At 43.7% G+C, this 17248-nt stretch carries 21 protein-coding genes; 7 read left to right on the forward strand and 14 right to left on the reverse strand.

What is annotated here, in order from left to right; translation table 11 throughout:
* Positions 1-41: 41 nt before the first annotated feature.
* Together HYN59_RS06270 and aat are read right to left on the reverse strand one after the other, a co-directional pair.
* The gene (locus tag HYN59_RS06270) at positions 42-413 is read right to left on the reverse strand and encodes a hypothetical protein (protein WP_108777456.1); all 372 of its coding nucleotides are present in this window, start codon (positions 411-413) and stop codon (positions 42-44) included.
* Positions 414-492: 79 nt separating this feature from the next.
* Complete coding sequence (gene aat / locus HYN59_RS06275) at positions 493-1128, reverse strand: leucyl/phenylalanyl-tRNA--protein transferase (RefSeq protein ID WP_108777457.1); 636 nt, start codon at positions 1126-1128, stop codon at positions 493-495.
* A gap of 116 nt (positions 1129-1244) precedes the next feature.
* Here aat and HYN59_RS06280 point away from each other — a divergent pair, with 116 nt between their 5' ends.
* The gene (locus HYN59_RS06280; protein WP_146185877.1) at positions 1245-1868 is read left to right on the forward strand and encodes a hypothetical protein; all 624 of its coding nucleotides are present in this window, start codon (positions 1245-1247) and stop codon (positions 1866-1868) included.
* A gap of 70 nt (positions 1869-1938) precedes the next feature.
* The gene (locus tag HYN59_RS06285) at positions 1939-2889 is read left to right on the forward strand and encodes a hypothetical protein (RefSeq protein WP_108777459.1); all 951 of its coding nucleotides are present in this window, start codon (positions 1939-1941) and stop codon (positions 2887-2889) included.
* Between the two features lie 88 nt (positions 2890-2977).
* Here the strand turns inward: HYN59_RS06285 and HYN59_RS06290 are convergent, their stop codons facing one another.
* Positions 2978-3373, reverse strand: a complete 396-nt coding sequence (locus HYN59_RS06290) for a DUF3127 domain-containing protein (protein WP_108777460.1) — start codon at positions 3371-3373, stop codon at positions 2978-2980.
* A gap of 50 nt (positions 3374-3423) precedes the next feature.
* Positions 3424-4308, reverse strand: a complete 885-nt coding sequence (locus HYN59_RS06295; protein WP_108777461.1) for a flavin reductase family protein — start codon at positions 4306-4308, stop codon at positions 3424-3426.
* Positions 4309-4464: 156 nt separating this feature from the next.
* Between HYN59_RS06295 and HYN59_RS06300 the strand changes: the two genes are divergently transcribed.
* Positions 4465-5622: a sensor histidine kinase gene (locus HYN59_RS06300; RefSeq protein WP_108777462.1), complete on the forward strand. Its 1158-nt coding sequence runs from the start codon at positions 4465-4467 to the stop codon at positions 5620-5622.
* A gap of 58 nt (positions 5623-5680) precedes the next feature.
* Here the strand turns inward: HYN59_RS06300 and HYN59_RS06305 are convergent, their stop codons facing one another.
* The 5 genes from HYN59_RS06305 to greA form a co-directional block, all read right to left on the reverse strand.
* Entirely contained in the window at positions 5681-6088 is a 408-nt protein-coding gene (locus HYN59_RS06305) for a lipocalin-like domain-containing protein (RefSeq protein WP_108777463.1), read from the reverse strand.
* A 173-nt stretch (positions 6089-6261) separates the two neighbouring features.
* Entirely contained in the window at positions 6262-6672 is a 411-nt protein-coding gene (locus tag HYN59_RS06310) for a hypothetical protein (RefSeq protein ID WP_108777464.1), read from the reverse strand.
* Positions 6673-6775: 103 nt separating this feature from the next.
* Positions 6776-7201, reverse strand: coding sequence for a lipocalin family protein (locus HYN59_RS06315; protein ID WP_108777465.1), 426 nt, complete (start codon positions 7199-7201; stop codon positions 6776-6778).
* A 134-nt stretch (positions 7202-7335) separates the two neighbouring features.
* Positions 7336-7725 (reverse strand): HIT family protein, encoded by a 390-nt coding sequence (locus tag HYN59_RS06320; protein ID WP_108777466.1) that lies wholly within the window; start codon positions 7723-7725, stop codon positions 7336-7338.
* A gap of 16 nt (positions 7726-7741) precedes the next feature.
* A complete protein-coding gene (gene greA, locus HYN59_RS06325; RefSeq protein ID WP_108777467.1) occupies positions 7742-8218 on the reverse strand; it encodes a transcription elongation factor GreA in 477 nt (158 codons plus the stop codon).
* Between the two features lie 161 nt (positions 8219-8379).
* Here greA and HYN59_RS06330 point away from each other — a divergent pair, with 161 nt between their 5' ends.
* From HYN59_RS06330 to HYN59_RS06345, 4 genes are all read left to right on the forward strand, one after another.
* Positions 8380-8808 (forward strand): Rieske (2Fe-2S) protein, encoded by a 429-nt coding sequence (locus HYN59_RS06330; RefSeq protein ID WP_108777468.1) that lies wholly within the window; start codon positions 8380-8382, stop codon positions 8806-8808.
* Positions 8809-9285, forward strand: coding sequence for an SRPBCC family protein (locus HYN59_RS06335; protein WP_108777469.1), 477 nt, complete (start codon positions 8809-8811; stop codon positions 9283-9285). It begins immediately after the preceding gene.
* Positions 9286-9577: 292 nt separating this feature from the next.
* Complete coding sequence (locus HYN59_RS06340; protein WP_146185878.1) at positions 9578-10102, forward strand: hypothetical protein; 525 nt, start codon at positions 9578-9580, stop codon at positions 10100-10102.
* Positions 10103-10150: 48 nt separating this feature from the next.
* Positions 10151-10768 (forward strand): hypothetical protein, encoded by a 618-nt coding sequence (locus tag HYN59_RS06345; protein ID WP_108777471.1) that lies wholly within the window; start codon positions 10151-10153, stop codon positions 10766-10768.
* A gap of 241 nt (positions 10769-11009) precedes the next feature.
* On the opposite strand, the gene HYN59_RS06350 is transcribed toward HYN59_RS06345, so the two are convergent.
* The 5 genes from HYN59_RS06350 to HYN59_RS06370 all read right to left on the reverse strand — a co-directional run bounded on the left by HYN59_RS06350 (position 11010) and on the right by HYN59_RS06370 (position 17155).
* Positions 11010-13199, reverse strand: a complete 2190-nt coding sequence (locus HYN59_RS06350; protein ID WP_108777472.1) for a TonB-dependent receptor — start codon at positions 13197-13199, stop codon at positions 11010-11012.
* Positions 13200-13488: 289 nt separating this feature from the next.
* The gene (gene arfB / locus HYN59_RS06355; RefSeq protein ID WP_108777473.1) at positions 13489-13890 is read right to left on the reverse strand and encodes an alternative ribosome rescue aminoacyl-tRNA hydrolase ArfB; all 402 of its coding nucleotides are present in this window, start codon (positions 13888-13890) and stop codon (positions 13489-13491) included.
* A 123-nt stretch (positions 13891-14013) separates the two neighbouring features.
* Positions 14014-15915 (reverse strand): DUF4301 family protein, encoded by a 1902-nt coding sequence (locus HYN59_RS06360; RefSeq protein WP_108777474.1) that lies wholly within the window; start codon positions 15913-15915, stop codon positions 14014-14016.
* Entirely contained in the window at positions 15876-16511 is a 636-nt protein-coding gene (pnuC, locus tag HYN59_RS06365; protein ID WP_108777475.1) for a nicotinamide riboside transporter PnuC, read from the reverse strand. The genes HYN59_RS06360 and pnuC overlap by 40 nt, the downstream gene beginning before the upstream one ends.
* Positions 16511-17155, reverse strand: coding sequence for a 4'-phosphopantetheinyl transferase family protein (locus tag HYN59_RS06370; RefSeq protein ID WP_108777476.1), 645 nt, complete (start codon positions 17153-17155; stop codon positions 16511-16513). Before HYN59_RS06370 ends, pnuC begins: the two co-directional genes overlap by 1 nt.
* Positions 17156-17248: the final 93 nt, after the last annotated feature.

A 17248-nucleotide genomic window follows, 5' to 3' on the forward strand; every position in this document is an offset into this window, starting at 1 on the left:
GCAGCCCCGCTTACATTTTCCCGCAGGCGTTATAAAAACAATTACCAAAAAGAATGGAAGGGATAAATGATATCAACGTTTGTAAAAAAGAGCAGGTTTTGCGATCTTTTTACAAATTGCGAAAACGACTGTGCTGCTACATGCCCGGCTATCGGGGTATAGCCCACCAGCCCGCTGAAAGAAAGCTTAAGGAATTTGGGATGCCCGGCTTTTGCAAAAAACTTTGCACCGGCAGGCTGAACGATATGGTGCGATAATTCGGCCGTTATTTTTGAAACATTTTCTGTTTCAGGCCCCGACGATTTTAAAAGAAAAGTAACTGATTCTGAAATACCATTGCCGGACATACCAATCCCGAAACAATACAGGATGGCGATAGCTATTACTATGGTATTTTTAAATCTGTTCTTCACACGGCAAAGATACCACTTTTATTTATGGCGTTCCGTAAGGCAGCACAGGCGGAGAAATTCGTATTTCCGCGTCAACAAATCAACCCTGCAGCACCTCTAAAAAATCCTCCCGCAATATCTCCCGCGCGCCAAGGCTTTCGAGGTGGTCGTTGTGTACCTGGCAGTCCAACAGCCTGTAGTTTTCGGCCTGCAGCTTTTTGCATAAGGCTATAAAAGCTACCTTGCTGGCATTGGGCATTTTCGAGAACATACTTTCCCCGCAAAAGATGTGACCAAGATCCACGCCATACAATCCGCCCACAAGGGCATCCTCATGCCAAACCTCTACCGATTTGGCAAATCCTAATGAGTGCAGGGTGCAGTAGGCTTCGGTCATAGCATCAGTTATCCAGGTGCCCTGCTGCCCGTCGCGTTTTATATCGCGGCAGTTGGCAATAACATCGGCAAAAGCGGTATTGAATGTAACCCGAAACATATTCCGGTTCAGGATGTTTCGCATGCTCTTTGATATCTTTAGCTCGTCAAAAAGTAACACCATCCGCTCCGGCGGACTCCACCACAATATTGGCTCGTCATCCTCAAACCACGGGAAGATGCCGCTGCGGTAGGCCAGCAGCAGGCGTTCGGGCGAAAGGTCGCCGCCAATGGCCACGATGCCTTCCGGCGAAGCCTCGTCAACAGGGGGGAAATACAGTTCGCGCGACAGAAAATACATCCGTTATTCGTTATAGTAGGTATTCAAAGTTAGGAATTGAAAATTAAAGTTAAAACAATCGTACCGCTAAAATGATTTTTTACCTTCGCTTCTTAATTGCTAAACGAATGCCGGTTATGAAATATTTTCTTTTTATCCTGTTTTTTTGGAGCGTTTCTGCTACTGCCCAAAATTTTATCGATATGGAAAAAGACACCATACAGATGCAGGAGGTGATAGTGACCAGCGGGAAGAAGCACAAAATGAAAACGCTGCAGCTCACAGGGCCGTGCTATTCTCCCGAACCATTTAAGGATGCCGATGAGATCCTGACACTTGTCGAGAACCTTCCTGCGGGCTCACTCGAATCGGTGTCGTTTTATTTCAATGGGGTTTTTGAAGGGACAAGGAAGGCAGGCGAGCAATCCTCCTTTGGTGTCCTTATCTATACCGTAGAACAAAACGGGGAGCCGGGGCAACGCATTGCCTACGATAAAAAAGCCCTGCTTATGGATGATAAGGCAAAAGGCAAAGTAACTATAAACATTGCGGGGCTCGACCTTCAAAGCCAGTCCAGGTTGTTTATAGGATTGGTAAAAGAATCCGGCCCGGCCGTGATAGACGACCTGTTTTTCGACTGCCTCTGCAACGGCCATGACAAGTACAAGACATTAGCCCGAACATCCGAAACCGCTCCATGGGAACGCAGGTGGGTATGTGCCGCGATACGCGTTGATGTGCGGGTGCTGCTGAATAAGTAAGCCGTAATATTTTAATTTTAATTAATTTTATTTATTATATTTAACATAATATTAGTAAATAATTTTATAAATGGAAAAAGAAACAGAAGGTGAAGATTATAGATACCGTGGATTATTTTGGATAATAACTAGTAATAAAATATTAGAAATTTATGTTTGGATACTTTTAAGTTTTTTAGTTGCTGGAAGACCATTGTTTTATGGATTTAATTATGGTTTTCAAGAAAAGAATTTTTTTCTTGAATTCTATACAGAAATATTGTCATCAATTTTAGTTCTATTATTTCCATTTTTATTCAAGCTTATTTATGATGAATTTCCTTTTGAATACATAAGAAATAAAAAAAAACAAAGTTTAAAAATAATAAAAAATCAAGAAACTTCAAAAGACTCTAAAAACGATGAAGAGTTAGATCAAGGGGCATATGATGATATTGCTCTAGATAATAATGATCAAATCATTATAGATTCTGTTGCATATCCAGAAATCGAAGACTTGCATATTTTGAATACATATCTAATAAATGCCCAAAGAGTATCTGATAAAATATATAATAGAACAAATGCGTATTTATTAATTGGATGTCTTATAGCCTTTGCTGGAGTACTGTTCTTTTATTTTCAAGCAGCGACTATTCACACGACTATTAAACCTGATGACGATAATTTTTATTCGAAGTTATTCGTAGAATATTTGCCCAGAATAGGAACTTTAATATTTGTTGAAACTATAGCTTTTTTCTTTTTAAGGCAATATAGGCTAACAATGGAAGAGTTTAGGTATTATGAAGCAATTAAACGTCAACGTGAAAACCAATATGCTGTTTTTAAATTAATTAATGATTATAAAGATAAGCCTGAACTTTTCGAAAAACTTATTAGCTATTGTGAATTTACTTCTAATCCAAATAAATTTATGCAAGGAGAGACAAATTCAATAATTGAAGTAGAAAAAATTATACCAAAGGATACAGAGATATTTGATAAATTTTTAGAATTATTTAAACTCTATAAGAAATGACATAGGTTCTTGTTATAAAAAAAAGAGACATGCATTATAGCTAAAGTATAAGCATGCCTCATGGTATTTGGTATTTGCCTTTTGGAATTTAAAAAGGAAGGTCGTCGTGTTCTTCTTCTTTATAGTTGCTTGCCGGCTGGAAAGAATCGTGTGCCTGTGGCGGCGGTGCCTGCTGGTACGATGGTGCTCCTCCCTGCGGTGCTTCAGGCTGCAGCTTTTCTATCCTCCATCCCTGGATCGAGTTGAAGTATTTTGTCTCTCCCTGTGGGTTCACCCACTCGCGGCCCCTCAGGTTTATGGAAACTTTTACAGGCTCTCCTGCCCTGTAGTTGTTCAGCAGGTCGCATTTGTCCTGCGTGAACTCTATCATTATATGCTGGGGGTACTGCTCATCTGTAGTAACCACCATTTCCCTTTTCCTGAAACCGTTAGCGCCAAAGGCTTTGGTCTCGTCAATCATCTTGATCCTTCCTGAAACTTCCATAATTTGTCTGTTATTTTCTGCCGCTATGGGCAGCTATCGTTAGTAAATAATTAAAAATCTTTCTTTGCCAGCAGCACTTTCCATGCCTGTGTTACCTCGTTATTATCAAGCAGTTCCTTTGCCATCCTGAGCTTTTTTTCCTCATCGTCAGCGCTCAGTACGGCTTTGGTTTCAAAGCTGCCTTTTACAAATATAGCAACTTCTTCGTCAGTGGGCAACGTTTCTACATTGCCTAATTTGCCAAGGTCATTTCCGTCAAATATCCCGCTCTCTTTTATGAAGGCCGGAATGGAGTCGACACCTATTCCCAGTGTGGTGAGTGGCTTTTCCACTTCAAAAAGCCCTGCATTGGCACGGCTGTACCAGTTTCCTCCCATACGCGCCACAAGGTCGATCTTGTCCTGGTCGATACCGCCTTTATCGGGCGTCATAATGTCTTCGTTAATGTGCATTTTCACCACTTCGCAGATGATCAGGTTGCCGGCCCCGCCTTCGGTGCCAAGGTTTACGATGTTCAGTACCTTACATTCAAACTGTACGGGCGACTCTTTTACCCTGAAAGGCTTTACAATGTCCGATGGCAACATGGTAAGGCCTGCTTTCTCGAATTCGTTTACCCCATCGGCATATTCGGTACTCGATAATGATGCCTGCTGTACGATGTCGTAATTTACGACGTTAATAACCACCTCGCGGTTCAGTTCGGCATTGATGAGCGTGTGCTTTACAGTATTGTCGCGAACCCTCCGCGCCGGCGAGAACACCAATATCGGGGGATTGGAACTGAACGCATTAAAAAAGCTGAATGGCGATAGGTTAGGCACGCCGTCCTTGTCTAATGTGCTTGCAAAAGCGATAGGCCTTGGGCCGACGGCGCCCTGCAAATAGCCCTGAAATTTAGCAGTGGGCATTTCTTTTGGGTCGATACTGAACATTACCGGTTATTGTTTTTACAAAGATAATCGTTTGCGCCAATGCCCGATATTTTTAACTTAAGGAAAAGCCATAAAATATCAACAGTTAAATTGCGTTATACTGCCAACCGTCCGGCTAACTAACTTTTAGTATCTTTAAGCCTCAAATTTAAATTTATGCAAATTACCGATAAAAGGGCTGTAACCCGATGGTTCATTATTATAGCTTCTTTTCTTATTGTGGTGCTCATTGTTTGGAATACCTATTTTATGTTCCAGACCTTTAAGGATGAGGAACGCAACAAAATGAAATTATGGGTACAATCGCAGGAAGCTGTAAACCGGGCTGATGAGAATACCGATGTTACCCTGCCACAGACCATTATAGAAAGCAACAATACCATCCCGATCCTCCTTGTGCAAAAAAATGAAGGCAAAGATGTTATTGTAGCCAACAGGAACCTGCCGGAAGAGATAGCCCGTGACACGACAGCATTGCGAAAGATGTTCGAAAAAATAAAAGAAGAGAACACCCCTATAGCAATGCGTGGCGCATTCGATAGTATGCAGTATATCTATTACGGCAATTCTACCCTGCTCAACCAGCTAAAATATTACCCAATAGCGCTGGTGCTTATTATTGTGCTTTTCGGTGCAGTGGTATATAACTTTTACCGTGCTACCAAAATGAGCTCGCAAAACCGCCTTTGGGCCGGTATGGCCAAAGAAACCGCCCACCAGATAGGTACGCCGCTGTCGTCGCTCCTGGGGTGGATCGAGATCATGAAGGCCGATAATGTGGATGAGACAACGATCGAAGAAATAGAAAAAGACGTGAACCGCCTGCAGACCATTGCAGAGCGCTTTTCTAAAATTGGATCGGAGCCATTGCTTGAAGAAAGGGATATCGTAGCCGAGACCGAAAACGCGTTCGATTACCTCAGGGCCAGGGCATCGAGCCAGGTGGAGTTCAATTTCCGTTCGCCCAACCATCCTGTAATGGTGATGCTTAACCCCGAGCTGCACAGCTGGACCATAGAAAACCTGGTGAAAAATGCCATAGATGCCATGAAAGGGAAAGGCAGGTTGGACATTGTTGTGGATGAGCGCGAAAAATTTGTAAAGGTAAAAGTAAGCGATACGGGGAAAGGCATACCGAAATCCCAGTTCAGCAAAGTGTTCGAGCCGGGCTTTACCACCAAAAAGAGGGGGTGGGGACTCGGGCTTTCGCTAACCAAGCGCATTGTGGAAGAATACCACAAGGGCAAGATAAAAGTCCTCAATTCCGAAGTAGGGAAGGGAACCACCATGCAGGCCAGTTACAAGAGGGTATAAATAAATCCCATGCCGAAAACGACATGGGATTTATTTTTTTACAGGATTTATATTCCGCTTAGGGAACGCTTGTGTAGGTATGAATTACTTCCTTACCGTTTACCGTTTCAGAAATCGTTAAGATCGAATCTTTTATGGATTCTACGTTAACTACCCAGTCAGGCTCGCCGTCTAATTTAATGGTTACAACTCTTCCCTCTTTTGTGTAGACTCCCGATTTTTTGTTGACAGCGTTTACCTGGGAGCCATCACATTCAATAACCTTATAACTCCTCACAACATCACTTGAATTGAAGTCGAGGTAATCTTTCGCGCAAGGCTTATGCTCGTAAGGGGTGGTTACACTGTTTTGAATTGTTGCTACATTGTACCATCGTGCATATAGCTTGCTTTGTTTTGATGAACCTTCCGGCTCACAGGATGCAAAAAGCATAACCGTAAGAAACAGGCTTAGTAAATTTTTCATGTTTTTAGTAGTGTTAATAGTTTACTGCAAAAATACTAAAATTCACCGACTGATTAATATTTCTTAATTTTTTGTATAAAAAATGTTTAAAATTTAAAAAATAAATTTTAATTTTTAGAATTTGGCAATTGCATTAGAAAGATTATAACAAGCGGGGCAGTTGCCCCGCCTGGTTATGGTGTACTGGTATAAATGTAGGTTACAGTTGCCCCGTTTAATGTGGCCTCCATTTCCAGGTCTTTATTTGTTAGTTTTTTAAGGGTATAGGTATTCGTTACACCATCAATTGTAGTAGTGAGCATTTCTGTAGTAGCGGTATAGGTGCCCTCGTCTACATCCGGGTCTTCCTGGCAATCATAATAGTCAACATCCTTAACGGCATTGCCGGCAAGGAACTGGATATAATCTTTACCGCAGGGCAGGTTGCCCGTATAATCTACCGTTTGGTTACCCAGCTTATACGATACATAAAACCATCTTTGCTGCAGGTGGTCTAAGTTAACCGCCGGCTCAGAAGGGCCGTCATCATTAGAGCAGCCGGACAGGCAGAGTACTGCCATAGCCAATCCGAATAATTTTTTCATACAATTTTGTGTTATGTTACTATACAATGATATGAAATATTATGACGGACAGGCGTTAAGGATATTATAATAAAAACGCGGCCATCTGGCCCCGTTTTAAAATTTATGGTGTGCTGGTGTAGGTTTCTATTACCTTTTCTTCATCTCCATCTCCATCCCAATCATCCTGATAGGATATTTTAAGTTCGTTTGAATTAAGCTTCTCAACAGTAACAGAGCCTGTGTTTGAACCACTGCCAACGGTGATTGTATGTCCGCTTGTTGTGTAAGTATCTGTGCTTGTATCCATTAATGGCATTGTTCCGTCACAGTCATAAACATCAACCGATTTGAACGTGCCGCCGGAGATGAATTCAATATAATCCTTTCCGCAAACTTCGTTTTCGTCATAAGGCTCTGTTTCACCATTTGCCTCTGTGGAAACCTGGTACCATTTTCTTGTAAGTTTGCCCATGTCTACAGGTCCATCATCATCAGAACATGAGGCAAAAAATGCCAAAGCAAGGCTTAAGCCTAATACTTTTTTCATAAATTGTAAGTGTTAATTGTTTGTTGTGCAATAATAGGACTTTCTGTTTCGAAATTCAAAACAAAACTGCAAGACTGCGCCATTTTAACGCCACTTTAAGATATAAAAAAGCCGGAAATTATTCCGGCTGTATTTTAAAGGTTTGAGGCAATCGCTTTTGCCAGCTCCTCAAATTCTTCTTTTTCCATTTTTACCTTATTGGAAAAACGAATTTCATCCATTTCACTCAGAGGTATAAGGTGCACATGTGCATGCGGGACTTCAAGACCTATCACAGCCATACCTATGCGCTTGCAGGGCACGGTTTTCTCCAGCGCCTTCGCTACTTTTCGGGAAAACTGCATCAGGCCCAGGTAGTGCTCTTCCTCCATGTCGAACAGTTTATCGATCTCCTGTTTGGGAATACAGAGTGTGTGGCCTTTTGCATTGGGGTTCACATCCAGGAAAGCGAGGTAGTTGTCGTCCTCTGTTATTTTATAAGCCGGAATCTCGCCGTTTATTATTTTGGTGAATATAGAGCTCATGGCAATGATGAATTAATTAGTCTCTCGATATTTCAAGCACGTCAAATTTCAGTGTACCGTTAGGCACCTGTATCTCTGCGGTCTCGCCTACAGATTTGCCAAGAAGTCCCCTTCCGATAGGCGATGTTACCGATATTTTCCCTGTTTTCAGGTCGGCTTCGCTTTCGGCAACAAGGGTATATTTCATTTCCATGCCATTAGCCTGGTTCTTTATTTTTACGGTAGAAAGCACCAGCGCCTTAGACAGGTCTAGCTGCGATTCGTCTATAAGGCGGGCATTGGATACCAATTCTTCCATCTTGGCTATCTTAAGTTCAAGAAGGCCCTGTGCTTCTTTAGCGGCATCATATTCGGCATTTTCAGAAAGGTCGCCTTTATCCCTTGCCTCGGCTATGGCCTGGCTGGCTTTTGGGCGTTCTATGCTTTTAAGCTGGTCCAGCTCGTCCCTCAATTTTTTTAGTCCCTCTGCTGTGTAGTAAGATACTGTACTCATAACTTCATCGTTTATATAAATAGAAAAAATCCCATCAGGACGGGATTCTTTTTACAAAGATAGTATTTTTATGTTAATTCAATTTTTAATTGTGCGATAGCATTCACCAAAGTTAATTAAATTAACTTTGTTTCATAATTCTCACGACAAAATTTTACGCTATGAAAAAATATATTTTATTGCTGGTTGCCGTTGCTTTTCTCTCAGGGTGCGATAAGGACAATTACAACAACAATAACAAATACCTGCCTAACTATAACTTTTCTATAGACATCGACATGAACCTGCCGCTGTACAGCCCGCTGCAGTTCACCGCAAATCCGGTGCGCATCTCTCAGGCCGGCATAGGCATCAATGGCATTATAGTGATGAATACCGGCAGCGGCTATACGGCTTTCGAGGCAAGCTGCCCCAACCAGGCCCTTGGTTCCTGCTCTGCGCTTACTATAAATGGTGTCAATGTGGTGTGCGGATGTGATAACGTAACTTACAGCCTTTTTACCGGACTTGCCACTACCCCGGTGCAGTACCCGCTGAAGCCCTACAGGGTACAGGTGGTAGGCCAGAATACCTTAAGGGTATACAACTAAATGCCGCGCATCGTACTCAAAACACTTATTAATGCACCTTCTGGGGTAGTTTTCGACCTTTCTCGAAGTATCGACCTGCATAAGATTTCCACCTCGCATACCGGGGAAGAAGCTATTGCCGGCACAACATCCGGGCTTATAGGCATGGGCGAAAGCGTTACCTGGCGGGCAAAGCATTTCGGTATCTGGCAGGAGCTCACCTCAGAAATAACGGCCTTCGACCCGCCCCGTTATTTTGTCGACGAAATGAGAAAAGGCGCTTTCAGGGGATTCCGTCATGAGCACATTTTTACCGAAGAAAATGATGCTACCCTTATGACCGACATATTCGACTACCAAAGCCCCTATGGGATTTTTGGCCGGATAGCCGACGCGCTTTTCCTTGAAAAGTATATGCGGAACCTACTTGCCGAACGTAACCGTATCATAAAAGAATTTGCAGAAGACGAAACGAAATACCGTACGGTTTTAATGTAATACTATAATTCGGGCATTATGCTGTAATGAATCTATACCGATTCAAACTTGAGACGATTTATGATGAACAACCGCTGTAGAGGCGTTGCACTGCAACGTCTGGCATAAATCCATCAATCTGGCCGTCTTAAAATCCCTTCTCTTATTTTACAAATTTTCACTTTACTGTTTCAAATATTCGGGCATCCTGAACGAATATTCATTTGCTAAAAATGATGCTTTTCTGTGTCCTACATTTGTCCCCGTTAAGCAAGAAACAAAAAATTTATTAACCAATTACAAAACAAAAATTATGAGAATTTTAATGAGAATTTTAGGGATTATCGCAGTACTGGCTGCATTAGGAATGGGCTCACTGGGCGTGGTAAGGAATTTTAAAGAAGCCAAAGAAATGCAGTCCTCACCGGAGGTATTAGAGCAGGCCCATGCGGAGCTCGACAGCATGAAGGAACAAGTTAAACAATTGTCCGGGGTAGAGGCAGACGAGATGAATGACCAGATTGCCGACTTAGAAAAAATGCTCGATCTGCCTTCTGCAGGGACATTTACTTTTATTGGGATCCTGATGGCGGTACTAGCACTTGTAAGCCTTGTGGCAGGGGTGTTCTTATTCAAGCCGGGCCACAAGATTGCCACAATACTATTGGGTACAGCCATAGTTGCAGGTTTGATTGCCATATTCCTTTCACCGGGTAATAGCAGCGAATACGGGCCGGCGAGCTTACGCACATTGTCTACGATCGTTACGATCCCTGCGGTTCTTGCCACTTTCTTTGCCTTTGTAATGCGCAACGGAAAAAAACCGGCACAGGCATAATACGAAATATCATCTTACTAAATTATTAATTCAACCAAACCAATTAGAATGAAAAAAATGATTATCATGGCACTGATGCTGTCATTAGCGCTACAGTCCTGCAAAGACAAAGAGGTAGCTGATAATACAGTAGCCGGGACCGAAGCTGAAGCTCCTGCAGCAGAGGCAGCAAAGACTCCTGTTTATGTTGTAAACGAAGCAGACTGGGTTGAGACCGACCTGAGCGGCACTTCATCGCTAACGCCAATTACTGTAAAGCTACCTAAAGGTGCCGTATTAGAAAAAAATGGCAACGGCGGTGTTGATGTAAAGATAAACGATGAGTATGTGATCTCTGTATACGCACAGGCGGTAAGCACGATGGAAGAGCTTATCAAAGGCAATAAGGACCTGACCGTAGGACGCACAACCCAATACGTTGATATAAAGCTGCCGAAAGACGAGCCGACAGGTTTTGTGTACACCTATACCATGAAGCCTGAAGCAAACGGCTTTAAATACAACCCGGAATCGCACTTTTTCCATGCATTGCAGACCAAAGGTGGTGCGTTTTTCAGCCTTTCCGATGGTAATTCAAGCACCATGGATGCTAACAAGGTTTACACCGAAGAAGCTGCTTTAAAAGCCTATGAAATAATCAAGGCTTCGGCGAAAGTCAAAGAATAAGTATACGCCAAATAACCAATAAAACCAACCAATTTAGTTTTTTGCTGAGGCTCCCGCAAGGGAGCTTTTTGCTTTTAATATGATGCCCGGTATTTTAATATAAGAGTAAGATACCCGAGTGTAGCCGCCCCCTCTCCTTGGGAGAGGGGTTGGGGGTGAGGACTTTTGAGAGTGTTAGTGAAACAAAAAAAGCAGGAGCGTTAGCCCCTGCCTTAATAGTAGTAAGTTCTTTAGTTGCGTGTTAAAACTTCAACGTAGCCCCCACAAGGAAATTAGTGCCTGCCTGCGGGTAATAGTAAGGGTCGCCATACATATAGCCATTGGATACATATTTCGCATCGAAAATATTATTCACAAGGCCGTTTAGTACGATCGATTTAAATATCGCTTTCGGCTTAAATTCGTAGCTGATGTTGAAATCGGTGGTGGTATACGCTTTCAGTTTTGCATTATCCGACTCCATGTTATCCATGAACTGCTCGCCCACATATTTTGTAGCCAGCATGGTCTGGAAACCTTTATGGTGATAAATCAGCTGGCAGGCACCGATAACATTCGGCGAAAAAGCAATTTCCGTTTTGCCCAGGTTTTGCACTCCGCTATCTGTCTCATTAAAAAAGTCGATGTTTTTATTGTCGCTTACAGCAATGTTTGGCCTTAGGGTAAACCTGTCGGTCAGCGCAATCGTGGCATCGGCCTCAAGTCCCATCCTGTAGCTGTCGCCACTGTTGGCATATACGGGAGCCCCCACGCCATTCAGCGCACCTGTAAGCACCAGCTGGTCTTTGTAGCGCATGTAATACGTGTTTATATTCACGCTGGTATTTCCGGTTTTAAAGCGCCATCCTAATTCAAAATCATTAAGGCTTTCCGACTTGGTGCTGCCATTTTCATAGTCATCGCGCCTTGGTTCCTTGTTGCCGCGGGCATACGAAAAATAAAGGGTGTTTTTTGTGTTTACGGTATAAGTAAGCCCTGCCTTCGGATTAAAGAAATTAAAGGTGTCGTCCACCGGGGCGGCAAGAATGCCCTGTGCCTTATAGTTTACCGTGCGGTATTGCAGGTCTCCAAAAAGGTTCAGCTTCTGCGAAATGCTGTAATTGGCTTTTGCATAGGCATTGAAGTCGGTTTTAGCGGCATAGTCGTTATAGTAATGGTCGCCCGGCTGTGTGTTTTGCGAATACCTCGACCATATCACCTGGCCGTAATGGTCACCTTCATACTTGTTGTACGCCCCGCCAAAAACCACATCGAGCGCGCTGCCTTTATAGTTGGCCGAAAAAGTAGTACCGTAAAAATTGTTGTCCAGCCATTTGCGGGTTATAAGGTCTTCCTCGGTAATAGTTACGCCATTCACATTTACAGGCTGCAGGCCATAATCGGCAAAAGTGGCGTTGTCATTATAGTTTTCATAGTAGCCTTTCCCTTTGGTGTAATGAAACGCCAGGTTGGTACTCCACACATCGCTGAGGCGTTCGTTCCAGTGCAGCTGGTAATGGTCCTGCTGGTAGTTGTCGGTTTCATTGTCATAAAAACGGGTATTGCCGTCAGCATCGGTATACATACCCGAATAGTTGAACTGCCTGTCCTGTGCCAATGTCGCAGCATCAATACCATTCCAGGCCTGGTAGGTTTTTTCGTTTCCGCCAAAGACCAATGCCTTTATCAATGTGGTATTGCCGACGTAGGTTCCCTGTAAAAAGTACGATTTAAGGTCCGACGACGCACGGTCGATATACCCGTCGGATGCGATGTTCGACAAACGCCCGGCTAATTCAAAACGGTTGTTCATAAGCCCTGTACTGAACTTAACAGTATGCTTGCGCGAATTGAAGCTGCCATACGAGTTGGATATCTCACCACTGGAATCGTGTTTGAAGGCATCTGTCAGTACGTTAAGGCTTGCGCCAAAAGCACCTGCACCGTTGGTAGATGTTCCGACGCCACGCTGTAGCTGTATGTTCTCTGCCGAAGAAGCGAAATCGGGCATGTTTACCCAGAATGTCCCCTGCGATTCGGCATCATTGTATGGGATACCGTTGATGGTAACGTTTACCCTGGTAGCATCGGCGCCACGCACACGGATACCGCTATAGCCTATCCCGTTACCGGCATCGGAGGTGGTAACAACAGAAGGGAGGTAGTTGAGCAATGCCGGGATGTCCTGCCCGAGGTTGCGCGGGGCAAGCTCTTCTTTGGAAACATTGCTGAAGGTTACCGGTGTTTTGCTTCCGGCACGTACGGCCTGTACCAGTACTTCGTCGAGCTTGTAATCCTGTGGTTTAACAGAGTCCTGCACGGCAGGCTGCTGCGCAAAGGCATTCAACGAAGCAAATGCGGGTATTGCAATAAATAGTGTTTTTCGGCAGAAGCCTTTAGCACCTAAGTGCCTCAGTACCTCAGTACCTGTTTTTTGGAATAAAGTTTTCATCCGTAAAATATTTTACGAATAAAAGGGGCAATTATTCTTTGGTTATAAATTAAAAATTGTTTTTGGCAATATACCGCAGCGTGCACTCCGCAATAGTCTTGCCTTTTCCCTTGGCGGCATTACCCGCCCAGGTTCTTTGGGTATGATCTCAGCCCGATTATTTAGGGCACCCCTTTGAGACGGGGCAAATGTAAGGAAAAAGATTATTAGATCGCCGGATTTTTAGATTTTTGGACAGAGCTTATCCAGACAGGCAGTCTGGTGGTCTAAAAATCTAATATCTAACAGTCTAAAAATTTGGCCTCCTCCGCGATTGCTTTATTTCCGATTGCCGCCTCTTATTTTCGATGCGCTTCTTGATGACCGCACGTGGTATTTTCGTAGGCTTTCTGGGCTTTACTTCCTTAAGCGCGTTATCCATCATTTCGAAAAAGCGCTTTATTACAATGTCTTTATTACGGAACTGGCTGCGGTCTTCGTCGCATTGCAGGACTACTACTTTCTCGTTTGTAAGTCGTGATGCAAGGCGCATTTCGGCAAGCGCTTTCTCTTCATCGGTAAGCGACTGCGAATTAGCCAGGTCAAAGCTCAGCACTACCTTGGAGGCGACTTTATTCACGTTCTGCCCCCCGGCGCCACTGCTGCGCACGGCCTTAAAGGTGAGTTCTTGTATTATTTTATCTTTGTCCATATTTATTTCAGATTTTAGATTTCAGTTCAGATTGAGCTACACTCATTCCAGGTTAAACTAAATCTCGTTTTTTTACACATAATTCCACTTCTAAATCTGAAATCTACAATCTAAAATCTGAAATTACACTGGCTGGTGCGCCGGTTTCAGCAAATCATTAACGGTTTTTACGGGGTTGAAGGTTTCGATAGGCACTTCGGTGAACACAGTGATCCATCCTGCCATAGCGCCATTCCAAAGCCCCGGAAGCTCATAGCCCTTAAGGTCTTTGCCCATTTTGTTCTTATAAACGATAAAGCCTGTAGAAGGGTCGATGAATTCCTCAAGGTCGAATTTCTCTCCCTTGTAGTTCTTGAGCCCGCACACAAGGTCTACCGGATTAAAGTGGCTCGATGCGGCAAGTATCGCTGCCTGTTCCGGGTTTTCAAGGTCGATCTGTGAGCTTTCCACGATCTGCAGCGAAAGGCTTCCGCTGTCGTCTTTTACCCAGAAAGGCCCTCCGCCCGGCTCGCCTTCGTTACGTACCATGCCGCAGATGCGTATCGGCCTGTTGAATATTTTTTTAGCAAATTCAAGCTGGTGTTCCTTCGTAAATTTCATGATCTCCCGCGGTATGTCGATGGACAGTTTCGCCATTGCGTATGCGAACATGTTCTTAAGCTCCTGTTCGGTTACGTTGCCCTGCTCAATTTTTTTCAGGCACTCGAATACCTGTTCCTGCAGTTGTATCAGCTGCCCGGCAAGCGCTTTTTTGTAACGGCCAATCACTTCGATATTGTTATGGCTCACATTGTCGATATTCTTCACAAAAACAATGTCGGCATCCAGTTCGTTCAGGTTTTGGATGAGCGCCCCGTGCCCGCCCGGCCTGAAGAGGAGCGAATTGTCCTCATTGCGGAAAGGCATGTTGTTCATGTCTACCGATATGGTATCGGTCTGCTTGTGCTGATACGAGAAACTGTAGTTGATGGAGATGCTATATTCTGCTTCCACTCTTTTCCTGGCATCTTCAATGGTGTCTAAAAAACCATCAAGGTGCTCTTCGGATATGGTAAAATGCACATCCGCAACACCATTGGAGGTAGCATAGGCAGCGCTTTCCTTCAAATGTTCATATACAGGCGTGGCCGCAAAGCCTTCGTACTGGTGAAAGGGCAGTATTCCTTTTGGCTTATTCACATAGTCGAAAGCTTCATGGGTAAGCATGGTCTTTACAAAATTGAAATAGCGCAGGTCTTTCGGCAGGCTTGCATATTCCGGATTTTCTTTGGTAACCTTCAGTATGTCATTGAAGAAAGGGAACTTATCGATACCCACAAAGAACACCTTGAGCGCTTCGTCCTTACGGCGGTTGATGTAAGCATTAATGGTCTCTTTCTCCGCATCGAAGTCGGCCAGGAACTCGCACACAAATTTAAACATGCGGCTGGCTGCCCCCGAAGCCGGGACAAATTTCATCAGTTTCAGGCTATCTTTTTTAGTGTCAAAATAAGCGGCAAGCTCATCGGCTTTAGACGCATAAAGGTCAACGATGCCGTCGTTCAATGTAGCAGGCCTTTTTAGCACTATCTTACCTATCCCGTTCCGGAAGGTGATAAGGTGTTTACGCACCTTTTCGATAGGGATACCCAAACGGTTCATCTGTACAAAATCGCTTACGGTAAAGCCCAGGTCAAGGGTTTTTTCGAGCGCTGCAAGTGATTTTTTGGAATTATCAAGGAGCGCTTCACCTTCTCCGGTTACTACAATATGCTCATTACCTTTCTTTTCCAGCAGCTGTACCAGTTTGTCCATATCGGCATCACCTTCGTTACCGGCAAGGATATACAGTTCCGTATCAGGTGCAGGGTTTGCCAGCCCGTCTGCGAAGGATCCGGTACGGAAAACAAATTCACGCGCATCATTGCCATCCGGGTCGATGAAGTCGTGCAGCGCTTCGGACATAGTTTTACTATCGGTGGCGGTGTTGCTGTAAAGGGTAATAGCTATTGTATTTGCTTTTTGCTTTGTAATGTTTTCTTCCATGACAGGTAGCCAATGACGGCGATTACTGTTAAAAATATATTTAAAATACTGGTGAGGGTATAGCCCTTGATAAAAAATAATGGCACCGCAATAATGTCGCCGGCGATCAGGAAAAGCCAGTTCTCGATCTTGCGCCTTGCCATAAGCCACATCCCAACAAAGAACAGGCCTGTGATAAATGTATCAATATAAGCCCATTGGGCAGTAAATTTATCAAAATAAATATATACTACTGAAATAAATGCAACAGAAGCGGTAAAAATTATCAAAGATTTAATCTTATCATCTTTCGTCATTGTAGTGATTTGGAGCAAGTCGTGGTGCTGGCTGTCTTTCCTGCTCCACAATATCCATCCATAAATGCTCATATAGAAGTAATAGGCATTGATTATCGTTTCGCCATATAAATTCCATTGAAAAAGAAGATACACATATATAATAGTGCTGATGAGGCCTGTGGGATATACCAATACATGATTTCTTGCCGAAAAGATAACACTAAGTATACCAAAGACTATGGCGATAAACTCAAGCGTTATGTGCAGTGTGCTGTAATCTTTGTACTGCCCGAAAAGAAGATCGTAAAATTCGCCCATTACCCATTGCCGTTATTATCGAGGCAATACGCCAGCGTGAAGCCTTCGATCTCTTCGAAGCAAAAAGAATATACATCGTCAATCTCCGCAAAATGTACCCCGGCCTTGCCGGTGCCGTCTTTCATGTCGAAAGCATGCACATTGATATGCTGCTTAAAGCTGAGCTGTTTCCGGGATATCATTTTGTAAACCGCCTCTTTTACGCACCATATCACGATGAGCTTCCGCATATACTCTTCCAGGTGCAGCGGGTCGAGGAAGGAGAATTCCGGCTCGATGAACTTGTCTGCAATGGTAATCACCTTTTCCCGTTGCAGCTCAATGTCGATGCCGGTATTACTGCTGCCTATGATAACCGCCGAAAAAGCATAGGAATGCGTTATGGAAATATGGGTACCGTCTTTCAGGTGGGGCTTGCCGTCGGGGCCGTAATACAGGTCGAAATCAGTATAGCCCATTTCCTGGATCAGCCTGCGCACGCTCAAAAGCGCTTTGCGATGCTGTTCGGATTTCATTTTATCCATCTTGACGGTGCACCTGTCGTTCAGCAGAACGCCTTCGGCAAGTTCCTCAAGGGTTTCGGTTATTTTCCAGATAAGCAATTGTGTACCCGGGGCTATGGTGACAGATCTGTATAAAGGCATGGCAGTTATTAATAAGCAAAAGGGCGTCGAAATGTATCGGCATCCCTTATAATTTAATTTTTAAAGTGCCTGATTAAAAACCAATTCACTAAA

The sequence above is a fragment of the Flavobacterium album genome (assembly GCF_003096035.1).
GTDB lineage: Bacteria > Bacteroidota > Bacteroidia > Flavobacteriales > Flavobacteriaceae > Flavobacterium > Flavobacterium album.

Coding starts and splice junctions, on each gene's coding strand:
- aat (WP_108777457.1), bottom strand. CDS start 1,128: ATGTATTTTCTGTCGCGCGAACTGTATTTCCCCCCTGTTGACGAGGCT.
- HYN59_RS06280 (WP_146185877.1), top strand. CDS start 1,245: ATGAAATATTTTCTTTTTATCCTGTTTTTTTGGAGCGTTTCTGCTACT.
- HYN59_RS06285 (WP_108777459.1), top strand. CDS start 1,939: ATGGAAAAAGAAACAGAAGGTGAAGATTATAGATACCGTGGATTATTT.
- HYN59_RS06290 (WP_108777460.1), bottom strand. CDS start 3,373: ATGGAAGTTTCAGGAAGGATCAAGATGATTGACGAGACCAAAGCCTTT.
- HYN59_RS06295 (WP_108777461.1), bottom strand. CDS start 4,308: ATGTTCAGTATCGACCCAAAAGAAATGCCCACTGCTAAATTTCAGGGC.
- HYN59_RS06300 (WP_108777462.1), top strand. CDS start 4,465: ATGCAAATTACCGATAAAAGGGCTGTAACCCGATGGTTCATTATTATA.
- HYN59_RS06305 (WP_108777463.1), bottom strand. CDS start 6,088: ATGAAAAATTTACTAAGCCTGTTTCTTACGGTTATGCTTTTTGCATCC.
- HYN59_RS06310 (WP_108777464.1), bottom strand. CDS start 6,672: ATGAAAAAATTATTCGGATTGGCTATGGCAGTACTCTGCCTGTCCGGC.
- HYN59_RS06315 (WP_108777465.1), bottom strand. CDS start 7,201: ATGAAAAAAGTATTAGGCTTAAGCCTTGCTTTGGCATTTTTTGCCTCA.
- HYN59_RS06320 (WP_108777466.1), bottom strand. CDS start 7,725: ATGAGCTCTATATTCACCAAAATAATAAACGGCGAGATTCCGGCTTAT.
- greA (WP_108777467.1), bottom strand. CDS start 8,218: ATGAGTACAGTATCTTACTACACAGCAGAGGGACTAAAAAAATTGAGG.
- HYN59_RS06330 (WP_108777468.1), top strand. CDS start 8,380: ATGAAAAAATATATTTTATTGCTGGTTGCCGTTGCTTTTCTCTCAGGG.
- HYN59_RS06335 (WP_108777469.1), top strand. CDS start 8,809: ATGCCGCGCATCGTACTCAAAACACTTATTAATGCACCTTCTGGGGTA.
- HYN59_RS06340 (WP_146185878.1), top strand. CDS start 9,578: ATGAGAATTTTAATGAGAATTTTAGGGATTATCGCAGTACTGGCTGCA.
- HYN59_RS06345 (WP_108777471.1), top strand. CDS start 10,151: ATGAAAAAAATGATTATCATGGCACTGATGCTGTCATTAGCGCTACAG.
- HYN59_RS06350 (WP_108777472.1), bottom strand. CDS start 13,199: ATGAAAACTTTATTCCAAAAAACAGGTACTGAGGTACTGAGGCACTTA.
- arfB (WP_108777473.1), bottom strand. CDS start 13,890: ATGGACAAAGATAAAATAATACAAGAACTCACCTTTAAGGCCGTGCGC.
- HYN59_RS06360 (WP_108777474.1), bottom strand. CDS start 15,915: ATGGAAGAAAACATTACAAAGCAAAAAGCAAATACAATAGCTATTACC.
- pnuC (WP_108777475.1), bottom strand. CDS start 16,511: ATGGGCGAATTTTACGATCTTCTTTTCGGGCAGTACAAAGATTACAGC.
- HYN59_RS06370 (WP_108777476.1), bottom strand. CDS start 17,155: ATGCCTTTATACAGATCTGTCACCATAGCCCCGGGTACACAATTGCTT.